The sequence below is a fragment of the Vibrio hannami genome (assembly GCF_029589055.1).
Taxonomy (GTDB): domain Bacteria; phylum Pseudomonadota; class Gammaproteobacteria; order Enterobacterales; family Vibrionaceae; genus Vibrio; species Vibrio hannami.
In genome coordinates this window covers 1830563-1849587 of record NZ_JARQZP010000003.1, presented here as the reverse complement: position 1 = coordinate 1849587, position 19025 = coordinate 1830563, and the positions used below count along the sequence as shown (strand labels likewise).

The 19025-nt window shown below is 45.1% G+C and carries 18 protein-coding genes; 9 read left to right on the top strand and 9 right to left on the bottom strand.

Annotated features, from left to right (window positions below):
* Positions 1-54 precede the first annotated feature (54 nt).
* Positions 55-984: a DMT family transporter gene (locus tag P7F88_RS10030; protein ID WP_277824225.1), complete on the bottom strand. Its 930-nt coding sequence runs from the start codon at positions 982-984 to the stop codon at positions 55-57.
* Positions 985-1169: 185 nt separating this feature from the next.
* On the opposite strand from P7F88_RS10030, the gene P7F88_RS10025 reads away from it, so the two are divergent.
* Positions 1170-2054, top strand: a complete 885-nt coding sequence (locus tag P7F88_RS10025; RefSeq protein WP_338405553.1) for a helix-turn-helix domain-containing protein — start codon at positions 1170-1172, stop codon at positions 2052-2054.
* Positions 2055-2057: 3 nt separating this feature from the next.
* On the opposite strand, the gene yidZ is transcribed toward P7F88_RS10025, so the two are convergent.
* The 3 genes from yidZ to P7F88_RS10010 form a co-directional block, all read right to left on the bottom strand.
* Positions 2058-3035, bottom strand: coding sequence for an HTH-type transcriptional regulator YidZ (gene yidZ, locus P7F88_RS10020; RefSeq protein WP_277824223.1), 978 nt, complete (start codon positions 3033-3035; stop codon positions 2058-2060).
* Positions 3010-4209 (bottom strand): MFS transporter, encoded by a 1200-nt coding sequence (locus P7F88_RS10015; RefSeq protein ID WP_277824221.1) that lies wholly within the window; start codon positions 4207-4209, stop codon positions 3010-3012. The genes yidZ and P7F88_RS10015 overlap by 26 nt, the downstream gene beginning before the upstream one ends.
* Positions 4210-4308: 99 nt before the next feature.
* A complete protein-coding gene (locus P7F88_RS10010; protein WP_277824219.1) occupies positions 4309-5202 on the bottom strand; it encodes a LysR family transcriptional regulator in 894 nt (297 codons plus the stop codon).
* Positions 5203-5427: 225 nt separating this feature from the next.
* Here P7F88_RS10010 and P7F88_RS10005 point away from each other — a divergent pair, with 225 nt between their 5' ends.
* The 6 genes from P7F88_RS10005 (at position 5428) to hflK (ending at position 12417) form a co-directional block, all read left to right on the top strand.
* On the top strand, positions 5428-6051 hold the full coding sequence (locus P7F88_RS10005) for a PepSY-associated TM helix domain-containing protein (protein WP_277824217.1): 624 nt from the start codon (positions 5428-5430) through the stop codon (positions 6049-6051).
* Positions 6052-6078: 27 nt separating this feature from the next.
* Positions 6079-6585, top strand: a complete 507-nt coding sequence (locus tag P7F88_RS10000; protein WP_277824215.1) for a DUF2271 domain-containing protein — start codon at positions 6079-6081, stop codon at positions 6583-6585.
* 138 nt (positions 6586-6723) lie between these two features.
* Positions 6724-8466 (top strand): amidohydrolase, encoded by a 1743-nt coding sequence (locus P7F88_RS09995; protein WP_277824213.1) that lies wholly within the window; start codon positions 6724-6726, stop codon positions 8464-8466.
* A gap of 206 nt (positions 8467-8672) precedes the next feature.
* Positions 8673-10580 carry a cation efflux transmembrane domain-containing protein gene (locus P7F88_RS09990; RefSeq protein WP_277824212.1) on the top strand — a complete coding sequence of 636 codons (1908 nt, stop codon included), beginning with the start codon at positions 8673-8675 and terminating at the stop codon, positions 10578-10580.
* Positions 10581-10591: 11 nt separating this feature from the next.
* Positions 10592-11512 carry a protease modulator HflC gene (hflC, locus tag P7F88_RS09985; RefSeq protein ID WP_277824211.1) on the top strand — a complete coding sequence of 307 codons (921 nt, stop codon included), beginning with the start codon at positions 10592-10594 and terminating at the stop codon, positions 11510-11512.
* The gene (gene hflK / locus P7F88_RS09980) at positions 11512-12417 is read left to right on the top strand and encodes a protease modulator HflK (RefSeq protein ID WP_277824210.1); all 906 of its coding nucleotides are present in this window, start codon (positions 11512-11514) and stop codon (positions 12415-12417) included. Before hflC ends, hflK begins: the two co-directional genes overlap by 1 nt.
* On the opposite strand, the gene P7F88_RS09975 is transcribed toward hflK, so the two are convergent.
* The 3 genes from P7F88_RS09975 to P7F88_RS09965 form a co-directional block, all read right to left on the bottom strand.
* The gene (locus P7F88_RS09975) at positions 12414-12575 is read right to left on the bottom strand and encodes a hypothetical protein (protein ID WP_277824209.1); all 162 of its coding nucleotides are present in this window, start codon (positions 12573-12575) and stop codon (positions 12414-12416) included. The two genes, hflK and P7F88_RS09975, sit on opposite strands and share 4 nt — an antisense overlap.
* Before the next feature lie 603 nt (positions 12576-13178).
* Complete coding sequence (locus P7F88_RS09970; protein ID WP_277824208.1) at positions 13179-14006, bottom strand: carcinine hydrolase/isopenicillin-N N-acyltransferase family protein; 828 nt, start codon at positions 14004-14006, stop codon at positions 13179-13181.
* Positions 13999-14358: a C45 family peptidase gene (locus P7F88_RS09965; RefSeq protein ID WP_277824207.1), complete on the bottom strand. Its 360-nt coding sequence runs from the start codon at positions 14356-14358 to the stop codon at positions 13999-14001. Before P7F88_RS09965 ends, P7F88_RS09970 begins: the two co-directional genes overlap by 8 nt.
* A 458-nt stretch (positions 14359-14816) precedes the next feature.
* Here P7F88_RS09965 and P7F88_RS09960 point away from each other — a divergent pair, with 458 nt between their 5' ends.
* Positions 14817-15458, top strand: coding sequence for a hypothetical protein (locus tag P7F88_RS09960; protein WP_277824206.1), 642 nt, complete (start codon positions 14817-14819; stop codon positions 15456-15458).
* A gap of 42 nt (positions 15459-15500) precedes the next feature.
* Here the strand turns inward: P7F88_RS09960 and P7F88_RS25665 are convergent, their stop codons facing one another.
* Entirely contained in the window at positions 15501-16115 is a 615-nt protein-coding gene (locus P7F88_RS25665; RefSeq protein WP_338405552.1) for a serine hydrolase domain-containing protein, read from the bottom strand.
* A 39-nt stretch (positions 16116-16154) separates the two neighbouring features.
* Positions 16155-16784 carry a serine hydrolase gene (locus P7F88_RS25660; RefSeq protein ID WP_338405551.1) on the bottom strand — a complete coding sequence of 210 codons (630 nt, stop codon included), beginning with the start codon at positions 16782-16784 and terminating at the stop codon, positions 16155-16157.
* Positions 16785-17054: 270 nt separating this feature from the next.
* Here P7F88_RS25660 and P7F88_RS09950 point away from each other — a divergent pair, with 270 nt between their 5' ends.
* Entirely contained in the window at positions 17055-18977 is a 1923-nt protein-coding gene (locus tag P7F88_RS09950) for an amidohydrolase (protein ID WP_277824205.1), read from the top strand.
* The last annotated feature ends 48 nt before the right edge of the window (positions 18978-19025 follow it).

The window sequence follows — 19025 nt, the reverse complement described above, 5'->3', positions numbered from 1 at the left end:
GAAGGTTCTGTCCAAAAATGATTCGACGGTGACAGATTTTGGATGGTCAATCTTTTAACTTTTATCGGTTAACTTTTTCATTTCTCTGTTCAACCTTGCACTTTCAGCGACAACGAACTCGGGCATACCAAACACCCTTAAGTTTCCTGCCAATACCAGGACAACACCTAATACCGAGATCCATGTCCATTCGTAGCCTTCAAATATTGTGGATAGGGATAGTGCCACCAGCGGAAAGAGTACTGTGCAATACGCCGCTTTCGCAGCACCAATTCTGCCTACCAGAGCAAGATAGGTATTGAACCCGACAACCGAACCGATTATCGCTAAATAGACTAACGCAGATAGGTAAGTTGCATCCATGGTTACGCTCAATGGTAATCCCATAAACAGCGCTATAACCACAAGGTAGATTGCTCCGTAACCCATTGCCCATGCTGTCGTTGGCAATAGAGGCATTTCCTTCTTCTGACTTCTGGCAGAAACCATGTTCCCCATCGAGAAAAAATAAGTGCCAAGTATGCTAAGCAGCAACCCTTTCAGCACACCCAAATCCATTGCTGCACTCATAAACTGGGAAGCAAAAAGAAGCACAACGCCAGTGAAACCCATTAGTGCGCCTTGCAAAAACACACCAGATGGACGCTGTTTTTCCAGCAACCAAAGGTTAAAGGCATTTAGAATTGGAGCCAGCGAAAACACCACGGCATTCAAGCCGCTCGGCAGATATTCCGTTGCGTAGTAGAAGCAAAGAAAATTATTGGAAAACAAACATAAGGCCAACAATGCCGATACCTTATGGTTCTCAATGGAGAGTCGGGGTAGCGCATTTCTGAGTTTCAAAATGGCAAGTAAAACGATGGAAGCAAGACCAAATCGCCAGGCAACAGAGACCACAATAGGCGTATCGCCAAGTTGGTAAGCAATGGCTAACCAGGTAGAACCCCAGATAAAAACCGTGACAGTGTATAAAATCCCATTCATCTTGTTTATCTCCCTACTACTTGATTCTTGTGTTCACCACCCTATCTGTTCCTGATAACGCATTCGTTCAAAATCCTGCTATTTTTATAGATTCTTGCGGTTTTATTTCATTGGCTATTCACTCACGTTAAAAAGCCAGTATATTTAAATAAGAATTATTAGCGGCTCTCTGGAGAAGGATTTCTGTGCGAGTGAAGAAACAGGGCGTTTTTGAGGTGTTATCCCACAACACTGCTCAACTACACAAGGATGTCTGGTCGGACAACGGTATGGGGTCGGCTGTCTGGAGTAACAGCCATGGCAGTGCCAGTTATAATAAGCCCGGCCACCACACGCTGAGCTTTTATCTGCAAGGCGGCGAGAATACTAGGCGCATTATGCAATCGGGCAACCAATCTGGTGGGGTCGATAAGCTGTGTCTGATGCCACAGGATCACCGTTCTGACTGGACCTTCTCTGCGCCATTCCACTTTTTCCATTTCTATTTCGAACAGAAACATCTGCAGAAGTTCGCAGAGCAAGTGTTAGACCAAGAAAGTCGCCATATTGAGCTTGCTGAACGCACGTTCGTAGACGATACCTTTGTAAGCCAGCTTATTCGGGAAACGATGCTGACACTAGACTGGAATAGCCCTACCGATAAGTTGATGATGTCTCACTCACAACAATTGTTGCTGCTGCATCTAATGCGTCAGTATTGTCACAATACGCCGACCAAATCTATCACGTCAGGAGGGTTGTCTGTTTCCAATAAGAGGAAAGTAGCCGATTATATTGAGGCAAATTTGGCGACTCCATTTACTCTAGGTGATTTGGCAACACTAGCAAACCTCAGCGAATTTCATTTCGCCAGAATGTTCAAAACTAGCTTTGGCTGTACGCCTCATCAATATGTACTGAGCAGACGTATCGAACTGGCAAAACAGCTTATGTTGTTTCCTTCTAAGTCACTTGCAGAAATTGCGTTGTCTTGCGGTTTCTCTTCTCAGCAGCACCTATCGCAACAGTTCAAAAAACGGGTGGGCGTGACGCCAGCTCAGTTTAGACGAGGTAGTGCTGATTTAAACTAGCCTTTAATTCTTATTGAGCTCATCATCTAGCTCAACATAAAGCGCTCTAAACGTCTCGATTAACCAGCGTATTTTGGCATTGTGTCCATTGCGTTTATGCCAGATCATAGTGAAAGGAATGAGCAATTTCTCCTGATACTCTTTTTCCAAAGGAATAGGCAGGCATACAAGGTCTGGATATAAATTTGCAACGTAATGCCGACAGTAATCCGGCGCAGTTGTCAGCATATCGTGGCTAGGCTGAGCAGCCATATGTAAAGACTGCTCAAAGCTCGACATTGTCAGCGCAACATTCCGCTGCTGACCGATTTCGTCCAGAACATTATCTAATGCCCACTTCTCACTGTTCTCCCACACGATACCGATATGTGGATACTTAAGATACGTTTCGAGGTTCCACTCTTCGTTTAGCGCCGGATGATCCTTGTGCAGAAATACTTGTGGCAAATCGGAGAACAGCACTTCAAAGTCAATAAAGTAAGGCAGTAGGTCTAGCGACTCTTTCGATTGAGGGTGGCTCTCCCGCCCGGTGAAACCGATATCAGCTTCACCCCGAATAATCGCGTCCAGTGAGTCGTAATCCCAACTGTTAGTTTTTACTTTTGCCTCGGGATACTGGCGGTGAATTTTCTTTAACAAACTATTCAGTATCACCAGAATTAAAGGCGACTCAATCATCAAATTGAATCGCATCCCTTTGGCAGACACATCACTTCGCTTTTCCAGAATCTGACTGCTCATTTGCAGCCAGTCTGAAAGCTCTTGTTCCATACTCTGAATAACGGGTGTGAGAACCAGCCCATTCGGCGTTTTTACAAACAGCGGGTCATCAAACCAATCTCGTAATTTATTGAGCGATTTACTCACCGTAGAAGGTGTCACATTCAGCTTTTTCGCGGCTTTTGACACACTCCTTTCCTGCACAATCAGTTGCAAAGTGATCAGTAAGTTCAGATCAAGACGAGTAATTGACTTCTTCATTCTGGATACCCGGAGATGGACGAGGTATCAATAATATAAGTGAGACGCTAATTATGCTACCTAATGCCAGTATTAACGCCAGAATTGTCAACGCATCAAAACCCACCATTCCCATTAGCCAAATGTATAGTGCAGAACAACATACCTGACATACCCCCAGAGCAGAGCTAGCAGCACCAGCACGCCTTGAAAAAGCACCTAACGCCTGACTCATTGCCACCCCGAAACCAATAGAGAATCCAGCACAAACCAATCCAAAGCTTATTAAATACCAGATAGTTTCCAGAGCTAACTCATTCGCAAGTACAAGCAGAATTGCAGCAAACCCAAACAAGAACTGAGCGGTCATCATTAGCGTTCGCTCTTTGAATACAGAAAGAGCAAAAGGCGCAGAAAAAGAGACAACCATACTCACCAATGCCGTTGCTGCCATCGTGGTTGAATATGCTGCACGATCAAACCCTAGTTTGCCCATGATAAGCATTGGTGAAACATTCACGTAAGCCAGAATGATGGTGGCACCTAAAGAAGTGATGATTAAGCGACTCACAAAAAAACTGTCTAACAATGATTCATTCGCAGATAGAGCAGCACCGCTTACGGCATCCTCATGCTGTTGAACGTTTGGTCTGGTTTCTTTAAGAACAAACAGCGATAAAAGGCACACCACCACTCCCATTGTTGCCATGGTGGTAAACAAGCTGGTCCATGGAAACTTCAGCATAATTAGGTGACCAACCACAGGAGCCAATACAGGAACGATACAGGTAACCCCATTAATAGCGGAGAGTACCTTGGCGCGGCGTTTGTCATCTAATACATCTCGCAGAATTGCAAATGCCACGACATAGCACGAACCAGCTCCAACTCCCTGAGCAAATCTTGCTGCCAGAAACAACGGCACATGATCCGCAGCACCTCCCAGAAATGACGCGATAATAAAGATAACCGCACCACCAACAGCAAATGGCTTTCTGCCAATGGAGTCGGCTAAACGCCCGACAAACAACATAGTGGCAGTCATACCTGCAAGGTAGACTGAAAAGGCGATGTGTAACTGTGATTCGGTTGCATTCAGATCGGAAGCGATCTGCGGCAATCCAACCAGGTAGAGATCAATAGCGGTTGGGTAAAGCAACACCAAAGCGAAACTGCATAATAAAAATCGAAGCATTGGTCGTAACCTCCTATAAGTTTGGGAGGATACTAATTTGCTCTTATCCAACTATCGAGTGAGTGTTACGACAACCGTTTTTTCCTCTGGCGACACCAGTTAACCAGATGTAAACTCTTTCAGTTTTTCAATCAAAAGCTCTAAAGGTTCCGAAAGCGGATTTGATGCTAACCAAATAGCATCTGAAGACCAGCGATAAACCGCTTCGTGCTCGGCTTTAAACTCCACCAGCTCGCCGCTTTCAATCAGGTGCTGACATTGAGGGATTGGCTGATTGCCCCACCCTAAGCCATTTCTAATAAGCTCCAGTGCGCAAGGGAAGCTATTAACCTGATAATAGTGGTGGCTTGCTTTCTGCACATCGTCGTGGCCCAGATTCTGGAAAGAGTGCAAGATTATCTGGCGCATTTGGCGACGAGTATGCTGGGTAATTTCATCACCAGACTGAATACCAAACTGCTTCGCGTACTCGGGGCTGGCAACCGATGCAACTTCAAATGGACTCAATTTGGCCATTGCGACATCTAGGGTGTAATGCTCGGTGGAAAGCACAATAGCCAAATCAACCTCGCCATCATGCATACGTTGAATACACTGCTGAGTATCCCCTTCTACAAAAATCAGGTCTAATGCAGGATAGTGGCGAGATACTTCCGTGATGGCTTTTGTTATTTGCATACCCAGAATAGAACTATCAATCGCTAACGTTAGCTTAGATGGCAGGTCCTCAAGAACATTCAGAGCGCGATAGTTGAACTGGTCGACTTCAAACTTAATCGCTTTTGCATACTGATAAAGCTCTTCCGCTCTCTGGTTAGGTGTCAAGGCGCTAGCATGACGCTCAAACAGGTCGAAACCCAGATCTAACTCCAGGTTACTTATTCTTTTACTTAGCGTCGACGCGTGCTTTTTCTCTTTGTGCGCCGCAAGCGCAAAACTACCATGCTCATAAACTGCGATAAAAGCCGCTAGCTGTTCAAAGTTTAAATTCATATCTAAGTATCCGTTGCACAAGGTGTTTGGTTCACAAAAGGATTGTAGCATGAAAATCTTTCATGCTGAGCATGCTCCTTTGCTTCTTAGTTAGCAAGTTTGTGGTTCGCTGTAGATGTGAATAATACCCAATCACCGAGTGTAAATGATCCTTAGCTGCGGTGTTATTTCTGAAAACAACACCCTGCCTCAGTGATCACATACCATCCAAATAAAAACAAAGCAGTGATGATTAAAAACCGAACACTTCAGATGTGGGCGAGACGCCTGCATATCTACACTTCGATGGCTCTTTTACTGGTTGTACTGTTTTTTACCGTAACAGGCATAACGCTAAATCGCGCTGAACATTTTGTTGGCACCACCAGAGTGGACGAGCAACAAATTTTAGTCCCTGAATCTACTCTGTTTAAAACGGGTTCAATCAAAATAAATCGGGAGTCATTAATCGAGTTTCTGAGGCAATCTGCTGATGTAAAAGGCTTTGCTTCAGAGTTAGATGTTTACACCGAATTTCATCAAGGTGAGTTAGAGCTTGGCGAAGTGACCATGAGCTTTAAAGCTCCGGGATATAGTGCCGCTGTTTTTATCGACATGACCAACCGCGTTGCAAATATCGAACAGAGAGATTATGGCGTCATTGCCCTACTTAATGACGCACACAAAGGTCGAAACTGCGGACCAATATGGCACGCCTTTATCGACATTACCGCGATTTTAATGACGGTGTTTATCCTCACCGGTTTTATTCTGATTATGCCCAAACGGCGCACATTTATCCTTTCCGTTAAATGGATGACCGCAGGCAGTATTGCCGCGGGAATGTTCTACTACTTGGCCATCCCTTAATACTCGACTTCCCATAGGTTTGTTATTGTGAAAAAAGCTTCCTGGATTATTCCTTTATTATTTTCTTATTCCACTGTCTCTGCACCTCTTTCTCCTGACGCTAAGCTAGAGGTGATGTTTCGTCTTCCTGCTATTGAAGATACTTCCTATTCCCGCCCCTTCTCTGCTGTTTGGATCGAAAACAGTCAAAAGCAAGTGGTAAAGACCATTCTTTTATCTGCAAGTAGTGGGGAATGGTTAAAAGACCTACGCCACTATTGGCGCAAAGTAGGTCGTCACGGAGGCGACCACGTAGATGGACTAACATCTGCTACCCGATCATCTGGCAACTACCGGCTAACCTGGGATGGGCGAAATGAAGAAGGTCAAAAGGTGGAGCAAGGAGAGTATACCCTCTTTGCAGAAGTGGTGAGGGAGCATGGCAACCACAGTATCGTCCGTCAAAAGCTCAGCCTAACTGACGAACCCTCTGTTTATGTTATTGAACCTGCGCAAGAAACCGGACAAATCAATATTAGCTACCAGTTTTGGTAACACAGCAACAGCATGAACTTTTTTCACGCTCAGCATGAATTTCCACATCATGGTTAGCAAGTTTGTGAATCCAGAAAAAGGTGAATAATGGCCGCTCACAAAAAGTGAAAAATTATATTTAATCCACTGGAGTTTATTGTGAAAGCAAAACAATTTTTAGTGTCATCTCTAGCGATGTCACTGGCGTTTGGCGCTGCTAGCGCTATCGCAGGTGAAAACGCAGATACTGTTTACATCAACGGTCAGGTTTATACCGTTAATGAAGATCAAGCATGGGCAGAAGCCTTTGCAGTAAAAGATGGCAACATCGTTAAGGTAGGTAACAGCAAGGAAGTTGTTGCATTTAAAGATGCAGACACTGAAGTCGTTGACCTAAAAGGTCAGTTCGTACTACCGGGTTTCATCGATGCACACACACACCCTGTTCGTGTAGCGATGATGGAAAATGTATTCTTCAACCACAGTGCATTCGATAAAGTCACTCCAGATGAGTTCGGTAAGCTACTTCAAGAATACGTAGCGGGTAAAGGTTCTAAACTTGAGTGGGTTTACGGTAAATCTTTCTCATGGGAATTCTTCCACGGCACTGGTATCCAGATGGATCGCCACTTCCTGGATAAATACGTTCCGGATCGCCCGGTAGCAATCGAAGATGACGGCGGCCACGTTGTTGTTGTTAACACTAAAGCACTTGAAGTTGCAGGCATCACTAAAGATTCAGTTGCTCCTGAAGGCGGTAAGTATGGCTACGATAAAGATGGCGAACTAAACGGTCACCTAATTGCAGGCCCTGCCATTCAGTCTGTACTGATCCACCACCCTCCGCACCGTCAAGCAGACGTGACCAAAGCGGCTCTCGACTCAATGAGGACGAACAACGCATTCGGTATCACGGGTATGAAAGTAGTAGAAGGTGACCGCGAGCAGATGCAAGCGTACCACGACCTGGAAAAAGAAGGTCTTATCTCTGCTGACGTTAACATGCACCCATACCTGCGTGAGTTCTTCTTCGGTACTGACATCGCCCCTGCACTAGCAGAAAAAGATAAGTACGAAACTGAGCACTTCCGTATCAACGGTGTGAAAGCGTTTATCGATTCATCTTTCTTCGGTCGTGCCGCAGCTGTAACTAAGCCGTATAAAAACTCTGACGATCTGGGCAAGCTATACACGCCTTACGAAGAGTTTAAAGACATCATGGTTAAGTACAACGGTATGGGGCTTGCGGTAACAACTCACTCAGTAGGTGACCGTGGTACTTCTCTGGTACTTAAAGCGATGGAAGAGTCTGCGAAAGTGAACGGCATCGAAAATGTTCGTAAGCTTCGTAACCACATTGCTCACTGCTTCCTGGTACAGGATGAAGATTTTGGTCGTGCGAAGAATGTAAACGCAATACTTGAGTTCTCTCCAGCGGTTTGGTTCCCACACCCACTGTGGAAAGTGCTTGAAGAAGATATGCATGAAGATCAAATCATGAGCTTCTTTCCAATCAAACAAGCGGCTGCTGAAGGTAACGTATACATCGCATCTCCAGACTGGAGCCAAACGCCTCTGGACCCAATGATGCACATCGAGACACTAACCACTCGTCGTCTACCTGGTATGCCTATGGATGCTGAAACATTGAACGCTGATATGCAGATCCCTCTAGAGACTGCTCTACGTGCGTACACTATCAACCCAGCATACGCTATGCACCTTGAAGACAAGGTTGGTTCTCTGGAAGAAGGCAAAAAAGCTAACTTCCAGATCATGACTGCAAACCTGTTCGAAGTTCCTAAAAACGAACTAATGCAGCAGTACGCAACTAAGGTTTACTTCGAAGGTAAGCTAGTTGCAGAAAACAGCCAGAAGCCGGTTGAAAATTCTGAAAAGTAATGGCTTAGCTATTTCAGATTAACTTCAACACCTAGTATCGTCATTCCGCTAGCCGTGCGCCCGCGAAGTCAGGAATCTAAACAAATGTATTAGATCCCTGCCTTCGCAGGGATGACGAACTTTATCGGGCTGCCATAGGACTTGGCATCAACAAGTCACATGGCAGCCCGTTTTCGTTTTTTATATACCTTAAAAAGGTGTGACCGATGTTTTCAGATCGAAGAATTCGAACATCCATAACCGCACTAATCATCGACCTGGTGTTGACCGGATTTCGAGTGCTACTTGCGTGGTTGACCGCTAGCGTAGCGTTAACTGCAGACGCACTGCACTCCTTTACTGATGTGCTGGTTTCTTTTGCACTGATGCTAAGCATGATTTACCGCTTTAAGCAGGAGCAATCTGATTGTGACAACAGAGTAAAACGAGCAATCAAGGTCGAAGCGATTGCAGTAATCCTAGTCTCCTTGATGATCCTGGCTGTGCCGTTTGAGATCTATCAGCAGACACAAGATATGCGATTTACCAGTATCCAAAACATCTGGTGGGGTATTGCGGGTATTGGTGTGGTGATGCTGACGCTGTTGTTTATCTCACAGCTAAAAATGCTGGTAGGTATTGAGACCGGTTCTGAAGCTCTGAAAGCAGATAGCCAACACACCAAAGTTGACCTAATGACGTCTGGTGCAGTACTTCTTTCGCTGGTGGGCTCATTGGTTGGAATCAACATTGATGAATACGTCGCCCTACTTATCGCCGCGATGATCTTTATCACGGGTATTGAACTGCTAATTTCTGGCATTCGTTCTCTATCGGGTCGCGAGGATAATGAGATTTCGCTCTGGAACTGGTGCTACCGTCATTTGATTGCAGCGCTTCCTCATATTCCAGTCGAAACAATGGTGAATGGCGGTGTTCGCTTGTTCCGCAAATCATGGAAGCCAGCACTTTCAATGCTAGCTCTTGTCTATCTATCGTCAGGCATTACGGTTGTACCGCAAGGTTTTGTTGGCGTTCATAGCCGTTTCGGCAGGATTATCGGCCAGGATATTGAGCCGGGTTTAGTGGTAGCAATGCCAGCCCCGATTGAAAAAGTAGAACTACTACCATCTGGTCGCCTGTACTCAATCAGTATCGGCAGCAAGAACTCTTTTATGCGTCCATCGTATGGCTCAAAGCTTTGGTACTCGGTAAAACAGAGTCAGGTGAGTCGTGAAAACGCCGACTACCTGCTAACTGGCGATGAGAAGCTGATGTTTTTAACCGCTGAACTACAATACCGCGTCAGTGAGCCAAGTGCAGAGCTAACCAAGTTCAACAACGTTGAGAATTTGCTGACCAATCTAGCTAACGCAGTATTAGTTAAAAACAGCACTAAACACGATTTTGATCAGCTGCAACAGTTTGGTTTTAGTGACTATGCCGATGATCTTGCACAAGCAATTCAGGATGAAGCAGCGCTCTTTGATCTGCCAGTCGAAATCGTGTCAGTAAACGTGCAGCAGATTGAGCCACCAGCTTATCTTGTATCGAAATACAGAGATGCACTGGATGCGTATCAGGAAAGCCGCACCATGGTAAACCAGGCAAACGCATGGAGTTTGACAGAAATTCCAGCCGCTCGTGCCGAGCATTTCAAAGTAACATCCAACGCTAAAGCAGAAGCAAGCAAGCGCCTTCACTCTGTCGAAGGCGAAACGGAGCGCTTTAAGCAACTGGCAAAAGTTTATAACAGCGCTCCTAAAGCATACCGATTTAACCAGCAAGTGGACGCCGCACAACGTGCTTTATCCGGCAAACCTTTTACCCTGATCGACCCTGCGTTTAGCAGCCATGACTTCCGTATTTGGGGAGGGATGCCAACTTCAGCACCGGGGGCTCCACTGGTGAAATCCAACTCAAACACAGAGAAAGCCAGCGAATCTGAAACCCTTCTGGCAGGTTTTGATGAAACAGTGCCAGTTAAAGAAAAAACATCTAAATCTACGACAAAGCCGAGCTCCGGTAGCTTGCCTTACTATGAGGGTTTGAGCGAGAAAGAACGCAAGTTAGATGCTGAGCAACGTGAGTTATTAAACAAATTACGAGTATTTAGTACAGGTCGATCATCATGAAAACTCAAGCTATGAAAAATAAAATTTGGTGGGTAGTTGGTGGACTACTTAGCGCCTACATTGCAGTTACCTGTTTTGTTTCTGTAAAAGAATCTGAATTTGCAGTGATCACCCAGTTTGGAAAGCCAGTTAAAACAGTATCTGAAGCGGGCGCTGTGATGAAACTTCCAAACCCAATTCAAGCAGTAACTCGTCTTGAGAAACGCGTTCAGATGCTAAGTCTGGAACCAGGTGAGTACAGTACTCGTGATCGTCGCAATGTCGTGGTGGACAACTACGTGGTTTGGCGCATTGTGGATCCAATCACTTACCTAACCAGCGTACGTACTACCGAAATCGCAGAGCAGCGCCTGAACACAATCACTAACTCGGAAGTGGGTAGCATGTTGGCTTCTTACCCATTGGGAAAGATCCTGAATGTAAACAGTGAAGAGAACCACCTGGATACGCTGTTTAAGCAGGTTTCAGAGAGAGTAAACACCGTCAGCCAGCAAGAACTGGGCATTGAAGTATTAGCTGTGCGTGCTGTGAAGTTTGGTTACTCGCCACGTAACCTGAAGTCTATCTATGACCGTATGAGCTCAGAGTGGGAACGTCTGTCTAAGAAATACCGAGCAGAAGGTCGTGAAGAAGCAGAAAAAATTAGGTCACAGACAGAGCAAGAGATTATTGAACTGAAGTCTTCCGCGTATCGCGATAGCCAGGTCATCAAAGGCCAAAGCGAAGCAAAAGCAGCTGAACTTTACAGCGAAGCTTTTGAGTCAAACCATGACTTTTTCGAGTTTGTTCGCACCATGGAAGCATACAAAGCGGTATTTGGCAGCAATAGCCAACTCATTCTGCCATCAGACTCCGAGCTGTTTAAGCAACTGGTAGATCCTAAGGTTCTAGGTAAAAGCGCTAACGAAGTGCCTGAGAATGAGGGCGAATAATGAGCTGGAAGCAAGATGTAAGTCAGGTTACTCAGAAGATTTTTCTTAAACTGCGCTGGTTACTATTGGGGTTCGTAGTTGCTCTGTACGCAGTAAGCGGGCTCTACTCTGTGGATGCTGACCAACGCGCGGTTATCAGTCGCTTTGGTGAAGTTATCGAACACAACGTTTTACCGGGAATGCATTACCGACTGCCGTGGCCAATAGATAACGTAGAAACCCTTTCGGCAGTGGAACTTCGTTCCATCAATATCGACTTTACTAAAGAACCAAATAGCGGACTGATTGGCGCAGAGCTTACAACTGGCAAAGGTGATTTAATTGAGCTTGCGCTTCAGGTTCAATACAGCATCCCTAACCCCGGACAGTTCTTAAGCGGTGCCATTGATGGCGAGGCGATTTTGCGAAATATTGCAAAGGCTCAGGCAATCACCTACGTAAGTCAACGAGAGCTAGATAGCTTACTCACCACCGGGCGTAGTAATTTCCAGACCTGGATGAAAAGCGCTGTGCAACAAGAGCTGGATAGCTTTGACTCGGGTATTCAGGTAACTAACGTGATGCTTAACCGCCTAGAAACGCCAAAAGTAATAAAGCAAGCCTATGATGATGTGCAGATGGCTCCGGCAGCTAAAGAGAAGCTGATTCAGGATGCGCTTGGTGAGCGAGAGATCAAGTTGGCTCAAGCTCGCAGTGAAGTGGTAAAAAGCTCTAGACAGGCACAAGCCCAGGCAAAGGCAAGAGTCACCAATGCTCAAGGCGACGTAGAGCGCCTCAGTACACTGATTGCAAGCCTTGAAAAAGAGCCTGAGCTGGCTAAAAAGCGTCTATATCTGGAAACGTTGAAAGAGATTCTTGAAAGTGCCCAGGTTAGTTTTTTAAATCGGGACAGAGCGGAGCGTTAAGCTCCGCTACTCTCAACACTTTTCGGTTCTCTATTTGCCAAGTGGTGTTTAAGATTTGGATACGCTTCTAAAGCAGATGGGTTCTTCGCCAGAATATCCAACAACACTTCAATATCAGTTAAAATATCACCTAGTTCAGATCTTGCTCTTAAATCCATAATCGTTACCTCTACTTGTTTACCTAAATCTGTAATCAAACCACATTGAATGATTTATGTGGCTCAGTTATTTGATGAGGTAATAATGTCAAAAAGATCATTAGTAAGATATTTCATCGTTCATTGAATTTCGTAGAAATAACCATGCAATCCGATAACGTTTTTTAACTCTATACCACGCTGCCTAGCCAAATATAAACATATTATATAAGTCATTAATGCCCTGGGAGTTGTTATCATGAACAAAACTTCAATCACCATCGCCATTACTACCGCTTTATTGAGCACAGCAGCGATTGCTGATGAAAGTGTAGAAAAAGTTAACTAGGTTCATGATGATAAAGCCTGGAGTGCAGAGCTTTAAGTCGATAGAGGATACATGACTAGTGATGTTACTAGCGTTGGTTTTAAGTACGAAGCTTCACGTTATAGAGGAGTTGCTGATAGTAAAGGCTGGGTAAACGCTTATTTCTATTTTTAAAGGTTTGTACCAAATTCTTCACACAATCAAAAGCGCTCGCGAAATTGCGAGCGCTTTTAAGTTATAAACTCTAGGAGCTACCGCTTTAAGAAGCATCACTTCCACCATGGTAGAGCTAGATATTAATAGTTCTTGATGTGAACCATGTCGTGGTCTTTGTCTGTGTAGATAGACATATCTACTTTCTTACCATCGATGTCGTAGAAGATAGTGGTCACTGTACCAATCATCTCACCACGGCCTTTGTACAGAGGCTTAGATTGCATTGTGTCTAGAACGTCAGCGAACTTAGTCCCTTCGCCGTGAGCGTCTAGTAGTTTTTGGCCTGCTTGCTCACGCTCTACAGTGTGACCACCAAATGCGCCTTTCACGAACTCGTGTTGAACAAAGCGTGAGTGGTTTGAGTGAACCATGCCTTGAGCGTAGTCAAAGCGAGTATCTGATTTGTAGCCGTTCTCAACGTTCGCTACTTTACCTTTCTCTGCATCTAGGATGATGTAAGAGAAGTAAGTCGTTGCTGGGCCAGCATCGAACACTTCTTTTACTTCTTCAGGTGTCTTAGCGTTGTAAACGTCCCAGGACATTTTGTAAGAAGGAACTAAGTTATCTGCCAGGATAGGGCCATTGTCGTACTGACGTGCGGTACCTTCATCAGACATAGTGTTCATTAGTAGTGGCTGACCACCAGCTGTTACACCACCGTAAGGAATCAGGCCAATCCAGGTTTGAACAATCTTGGTTTCACCTTTTTCGTTCGTATGATTTAGGTACATTAGGCCTTCATAGTTGATGCCCATGTAGTCAAAGTTAGCTACACCCCAGCCTTTGCCTTTACCATCAACTTTACCCATAACGGTACATTTAGCTGGTGCTTCGTCTTTCTTCTTACCTTCTTCAAGGAAACCAAGACCACCTGAACGCTGAGATTCAAATACCGCTTCGTCACTCATGCCAATAGATAGCAGGTAGTTTGGATCTCAGGTTAAGTGCGTCAGAAAGCCCCTGAATATACGCAGCTGAATCTGGTGCTGTTTTCTTCAGGTTCGCAAATACGTGGTTCTTTTTAAATGTCTCTGAAAGACTTTCAACACTCATGCCTTCAAGCATCGCGCCTAGTGTTGCATCAAAACGCTGAATACCTGCCAGGATCTGCTCTTTACCTTCTTCACCAACGTGCTTACCTAGCTCATAAGTTGTACCTGTGAATTTAATTTCAGCAATCTGGTCAGTATGTTGGATAAGTTCTGCATTTGCGTTCATTGCAACGACAGCTAGTAGTGAAGCCAATAGAGTCTTTTTCATGATTTCCTCGTAAAGTACCGTGTGTACTGTTATCTCGATTTAGAGGTACTTTACAACTCATAACATTACTAAGTTTTACTACGATTTTAATAAAAACTAGTAAAATGCAGTTTGCCTAGGGTCTGTTGACCGTTTGAGCTGATTTTTGCAGCAGTTTGTGGGTTCTTTATACAAGGCAGAGGCTTTGAAATGTAGTTGCCCTACCTGAGAAGCCGATAACGCAGTAGAAAGGAGCCACAAACGCTGCCCGAAGGGTTCGGCTAAAAGCGTTTTACTCTTTGTTGAGAGGTGTTTTGCTTAGAATGACTAGGCTACAAACCTCTCGCCGCGATTAAAACGCTTTTATCTCGAACAAAATTTAACCGCAAAAGGTCAACAGACCCTAGAGGAGTGCTTGAGTATAGTAATAATGAAGTAGTAAAATTTGGTGATGGGTTCAAACAAACCAAAGGTTAACAATGAACAAAGATGTAGCAGCGGAGTTCGGACAGCTCATCGCTTCTCAGGAAAAACTGCTTACAATCCTCGCAAACAACCAGTCAGCTCTGGATGAGTTCCCAAAACTGAGGGAATATGTAGCAGAAAGAAACCCAAATACCCGAGCCTACAACAAGCTATCCAAAGCAAAAAAACAAGAGTTTTATGAAATTCTGGATGCGCGCATCTTCTGGTTGGGGTACGAAAGTTCCCAGGAGCTTTACAAAAATGCGAAGCTGAACTTCCTTATCGAACGTGTAGCACTTTTGGTGGGAGATGACTTATCAAAGATCAACAGCCTGACAGTACAAGATATCGGTGCGGAAATTTTAGTAAAATACCTCAACCTGATTTCCAACTCTCTGATTGCTCAGGATGAACCAAGACCATCATTCCCCTGGATGGCAGAAAAAGGACGTTGGGACCCACAATTCTGGGCAAATGCTCACTTAGCATTCGATGCCTGGAACAGTGGATACGCGAGTCATTACAAACTAGATAGCTGGTGTCAGGACAACATTGATTGCCGTGCGCCCCAGTCAAGTATCAAGTTTTTCAAGGTGTTTGGCGATCCAAGAGAAATTCCTGAATGGGCGATGAAGTATGGGGATAAAGAAAAATAATTTGAAAGGAGCCTATTTCAGGCTCCTAAACCTAAGTAATAGTTACTTCATCTCTTCAACAGCTTTTAGTAGCGTTGGTACCACGTCTAGGAACGTCATGTAAACGGTACGCGGATGCTGCCAATCGTCTTGCGCACCATGCATCTTGATTACTGTCTTAGTTGCAGGTTCACCAACCGTTACCTGACCTGATACACCAACGAAAGTGATGAAACGACGACCATCAACATTTAGTACACGGATTTGGTCTTTGTACCATGCATCAGCAAGAAGTTTAGCAAAACCATCGTGTTTCCAGGCACTACGTACTTCCTCGTTACCTTCGATGAGGTCGTCGATAAACTGCTTAGGAATCACCTGCTCACCTTTACGGTTCTTACCGTCGTTCATCAGGATATCCATTAGCTTAGTGCCGTCACGAGCGGTAATGTGAAGACCACCTGAAGATACGGCTTCACCGTCGCGGTTAGTCATCATCTCTGCACCGTACTCTGCACCCATTGGTTGGAAGATACGCTCTTCTAAGATCTCGGTGTAACGCTTACCTTCCAGACGCTCCATAATTTGCGCTAGCATCTCTGTATTCATACAGATGTAGTCAAATGCTTCACCTGTCGCTACGTCATCACGCTGTGGAAGCTCACGAGCGAAGTCCATAATCTTTTTGTATTCAGGGAAGTAACGGCTTGGACCATTCTAATCCTGAATTTCAGACATACGCTCATCGTATAGAAGACCCGGAGTGAATTCGATCTTGATACCAGAACGCATATCAGCCACTTGCTCAACTGTAGCGTCACGGAAGCCCGGAGAGTCTTTTAGCTCAGGCAGGTACTTAACAATTGGGTCTTTCATGTTCACGCGACCTTCCGCTACGAACGTAGACAATAGGACACCTGTGTATGATTTAGTTGCAGACATCTCAAGGTGAGTTTTCGCCTTGTGCATGCCGTTCCAGTACTGCTCGTGTACTAACTCACCATCTTTAAGAACAACTAGAGATTCCATTTTCAGACGGAAAGGAATAATTGTGCTTAGTGGGTACTCACCATCAAAGTCGTGACCAGTTAGCTTGTCTAGGTCTAGAAGTTGTTTTGTCTCACCCAGATTCCAAACATAGTCACCTGTGTTCATCTTGATGTGATGTGTGAACTTGTACGCTTGTTGGTAAGTTAGAGATTCATTCTCTCGATCCCAGTTATCTTGCGTGATGCCAATAGCTCCTACTTGCTCCAGAAACGCCGCATCAGGCTTGTGAACTTCAACTGCTTGCGCTGCAAAAGAAACACCCAGACCAACAGCTAAAGATAGAATCGACTTTTTCATGTTTTTCGCCTCAATTTAACCACCCGCTTAAACAATAGATACAACATTTAAGTTGTGTGGTGGTTCAGTTATTTGATGCGGCGATAATGTCAGATATTTTTTCACTAAGGTATTTCATCGTTTTTAGAAATGCTTAGTAATAGGAACACACTTATTGCATGCAAATATCGCATGCCCAGACCCACACCAGCGCGCATGCCGAGCGAGTTTGTCATTACAAAAGTGCGAGCATAATAAATGCTGCAAAATCAACAAAGACTGGAATAAGCAATGACTCGTAAGAAGTTTTATGTAGAACTAAATGACAACGTACTGGATAACCCGTCTCGTCGTGGTTTCTTCAAGAAAGCAGGTGGCGCGGCTGCCCTAACTATGGCGGTAAGCCCAATCGCTCAAGCGGTAGGGAATGCAACTCCTGGTGATGCGCGCAATGTAAAAGGTAAGCTAGTGCTTTACGTCAACGGTAAAGTTTATCAGGGCGACAAGTTTAATCAGAACTGGGCTGAAGCATTCGCAGTTAAAGGCGATAAGTTTGTACAAATCGGTACAACCGAAGAGATTTTGAAGCTACGGCAGAAAGATACCCCGGTAGTTGACCTACGTGGTCACACGGTTGTTCCTGGCCTAATCGATGACCATATGCACCCTGAAATGTGTGCAGAGCAACACAGCAACGTAATCATCGATGAAACATCGACAACTTACGAACAGTTCAAAGAGATCGTCGCAAAAGAGCTGCGTGAACACCCTGAACGTGAGTGGGTATTTGGTGCAAACCTTGATTACCTATGGGATGACGGCAGCAACATCAAGATGTTCGGCCAACCTTCACATAAGAGCATCATTGATGCAGTGGTTTCAGACAAACCTGCATTCTTCTGGGAAGCCTCTGGTCACGCAGCATTAGTAAACTCAAAAGCACTAGAAGTTTGTGGCATCACAAAAGACAGCCCAGATCCAGTAGGTGGTCATTACGTGAAAGACGAGAACGGCGAGCCAACAGGTGTTCTACGTGAACTAGCAGCACACGTGGTGTGGGAGAAATTCCTACTAACGCTACCTAAGCCAGAAGTGCTTGCTAACGAGCAGCTAAAACCAATCTTTAGCTACCTAAACAGCCACGGTCTAACCTCTGTGACTGAACCATGGTCTCGTGAGATGTACGGCCAAGCGTATAAGTACATGGACAACAACAACGACCTAACCGTACGTCTAACCACTTACGCAACTGACATGGTAGATTTTGCAACCCCTGAGATGCAAGATCTGGCGAAGCAGTACATCTACAACCACAAAGACTACACCGGCAATATGGTTCAGATGGTGGGTGTTAAGTACATCCTTGATGGTGCAGCAGCTGGTCAAACGGCGATTGTTGTTGAACCATACGAAGGTACGAATTACCACGGCCCTTGGCGTAACACACCTGAAGACTACCGTGCAGGTCTACACCGTTACGATGAGATGGGTCTGGTAGTACACGCACACTGTGCGGGTGATGGCGCAGCTCGCATGGTTATTGATGCAGTTGAAGAGCTACGTAAGAAGCCGGGCAACAACGCTGACAAACTTCAGCACCGTATTGCTCACACTGCGATGATCCACCCAGACGATATCCACCGTATCGCTGAAAACAACATCTGGGCTGAGTTCTCACCAGTATTCTGGTACGACATGCCAGCAACTCAGATTGCTGCACTGGACTTGGGTGAACACCGTATTCAGAACTACTTCTTCCCTGTGAAGCCAATCGTTGATTCAGGTGCAAGCGTGTCTATTGGTACTGACTGGGCGGTAACGCCAGCAAACCCATGGGTTGCACTAGAGACTATCGTGACCCGCCGCGGCCCTGGTCTAACTGAAGGTCCAACTCTGAACGCTGAAAAGCACGCTATTCCGCTAGAAACAGCGTTCTGGATGTACACTCAAGGCGGTGCAGATAGCCAAAAACTGGGCGACAAAATCGGCTCGATTTCCGAAGGTAAATTCGCTGACTTCGCAGTACTTGATCAGAACATTTTCGACGTAGCAATCACTGAGGTTCACAAGACCAAAGTGCTAAGCACTGTCGTTGGCGGCCAAGACGTTTACCTAAGCTCAAAGGTTGAAAACCTTATCGATATGAAAGAGCTTGAAGGTAAATACGCAAACCAGAAAATGACGTTTGCTACTAACGGTCGTCATATCTGCTAATTCACTTAGCTTAATCTAAATAACCCCTGGTATTGGCATATTTGTAGA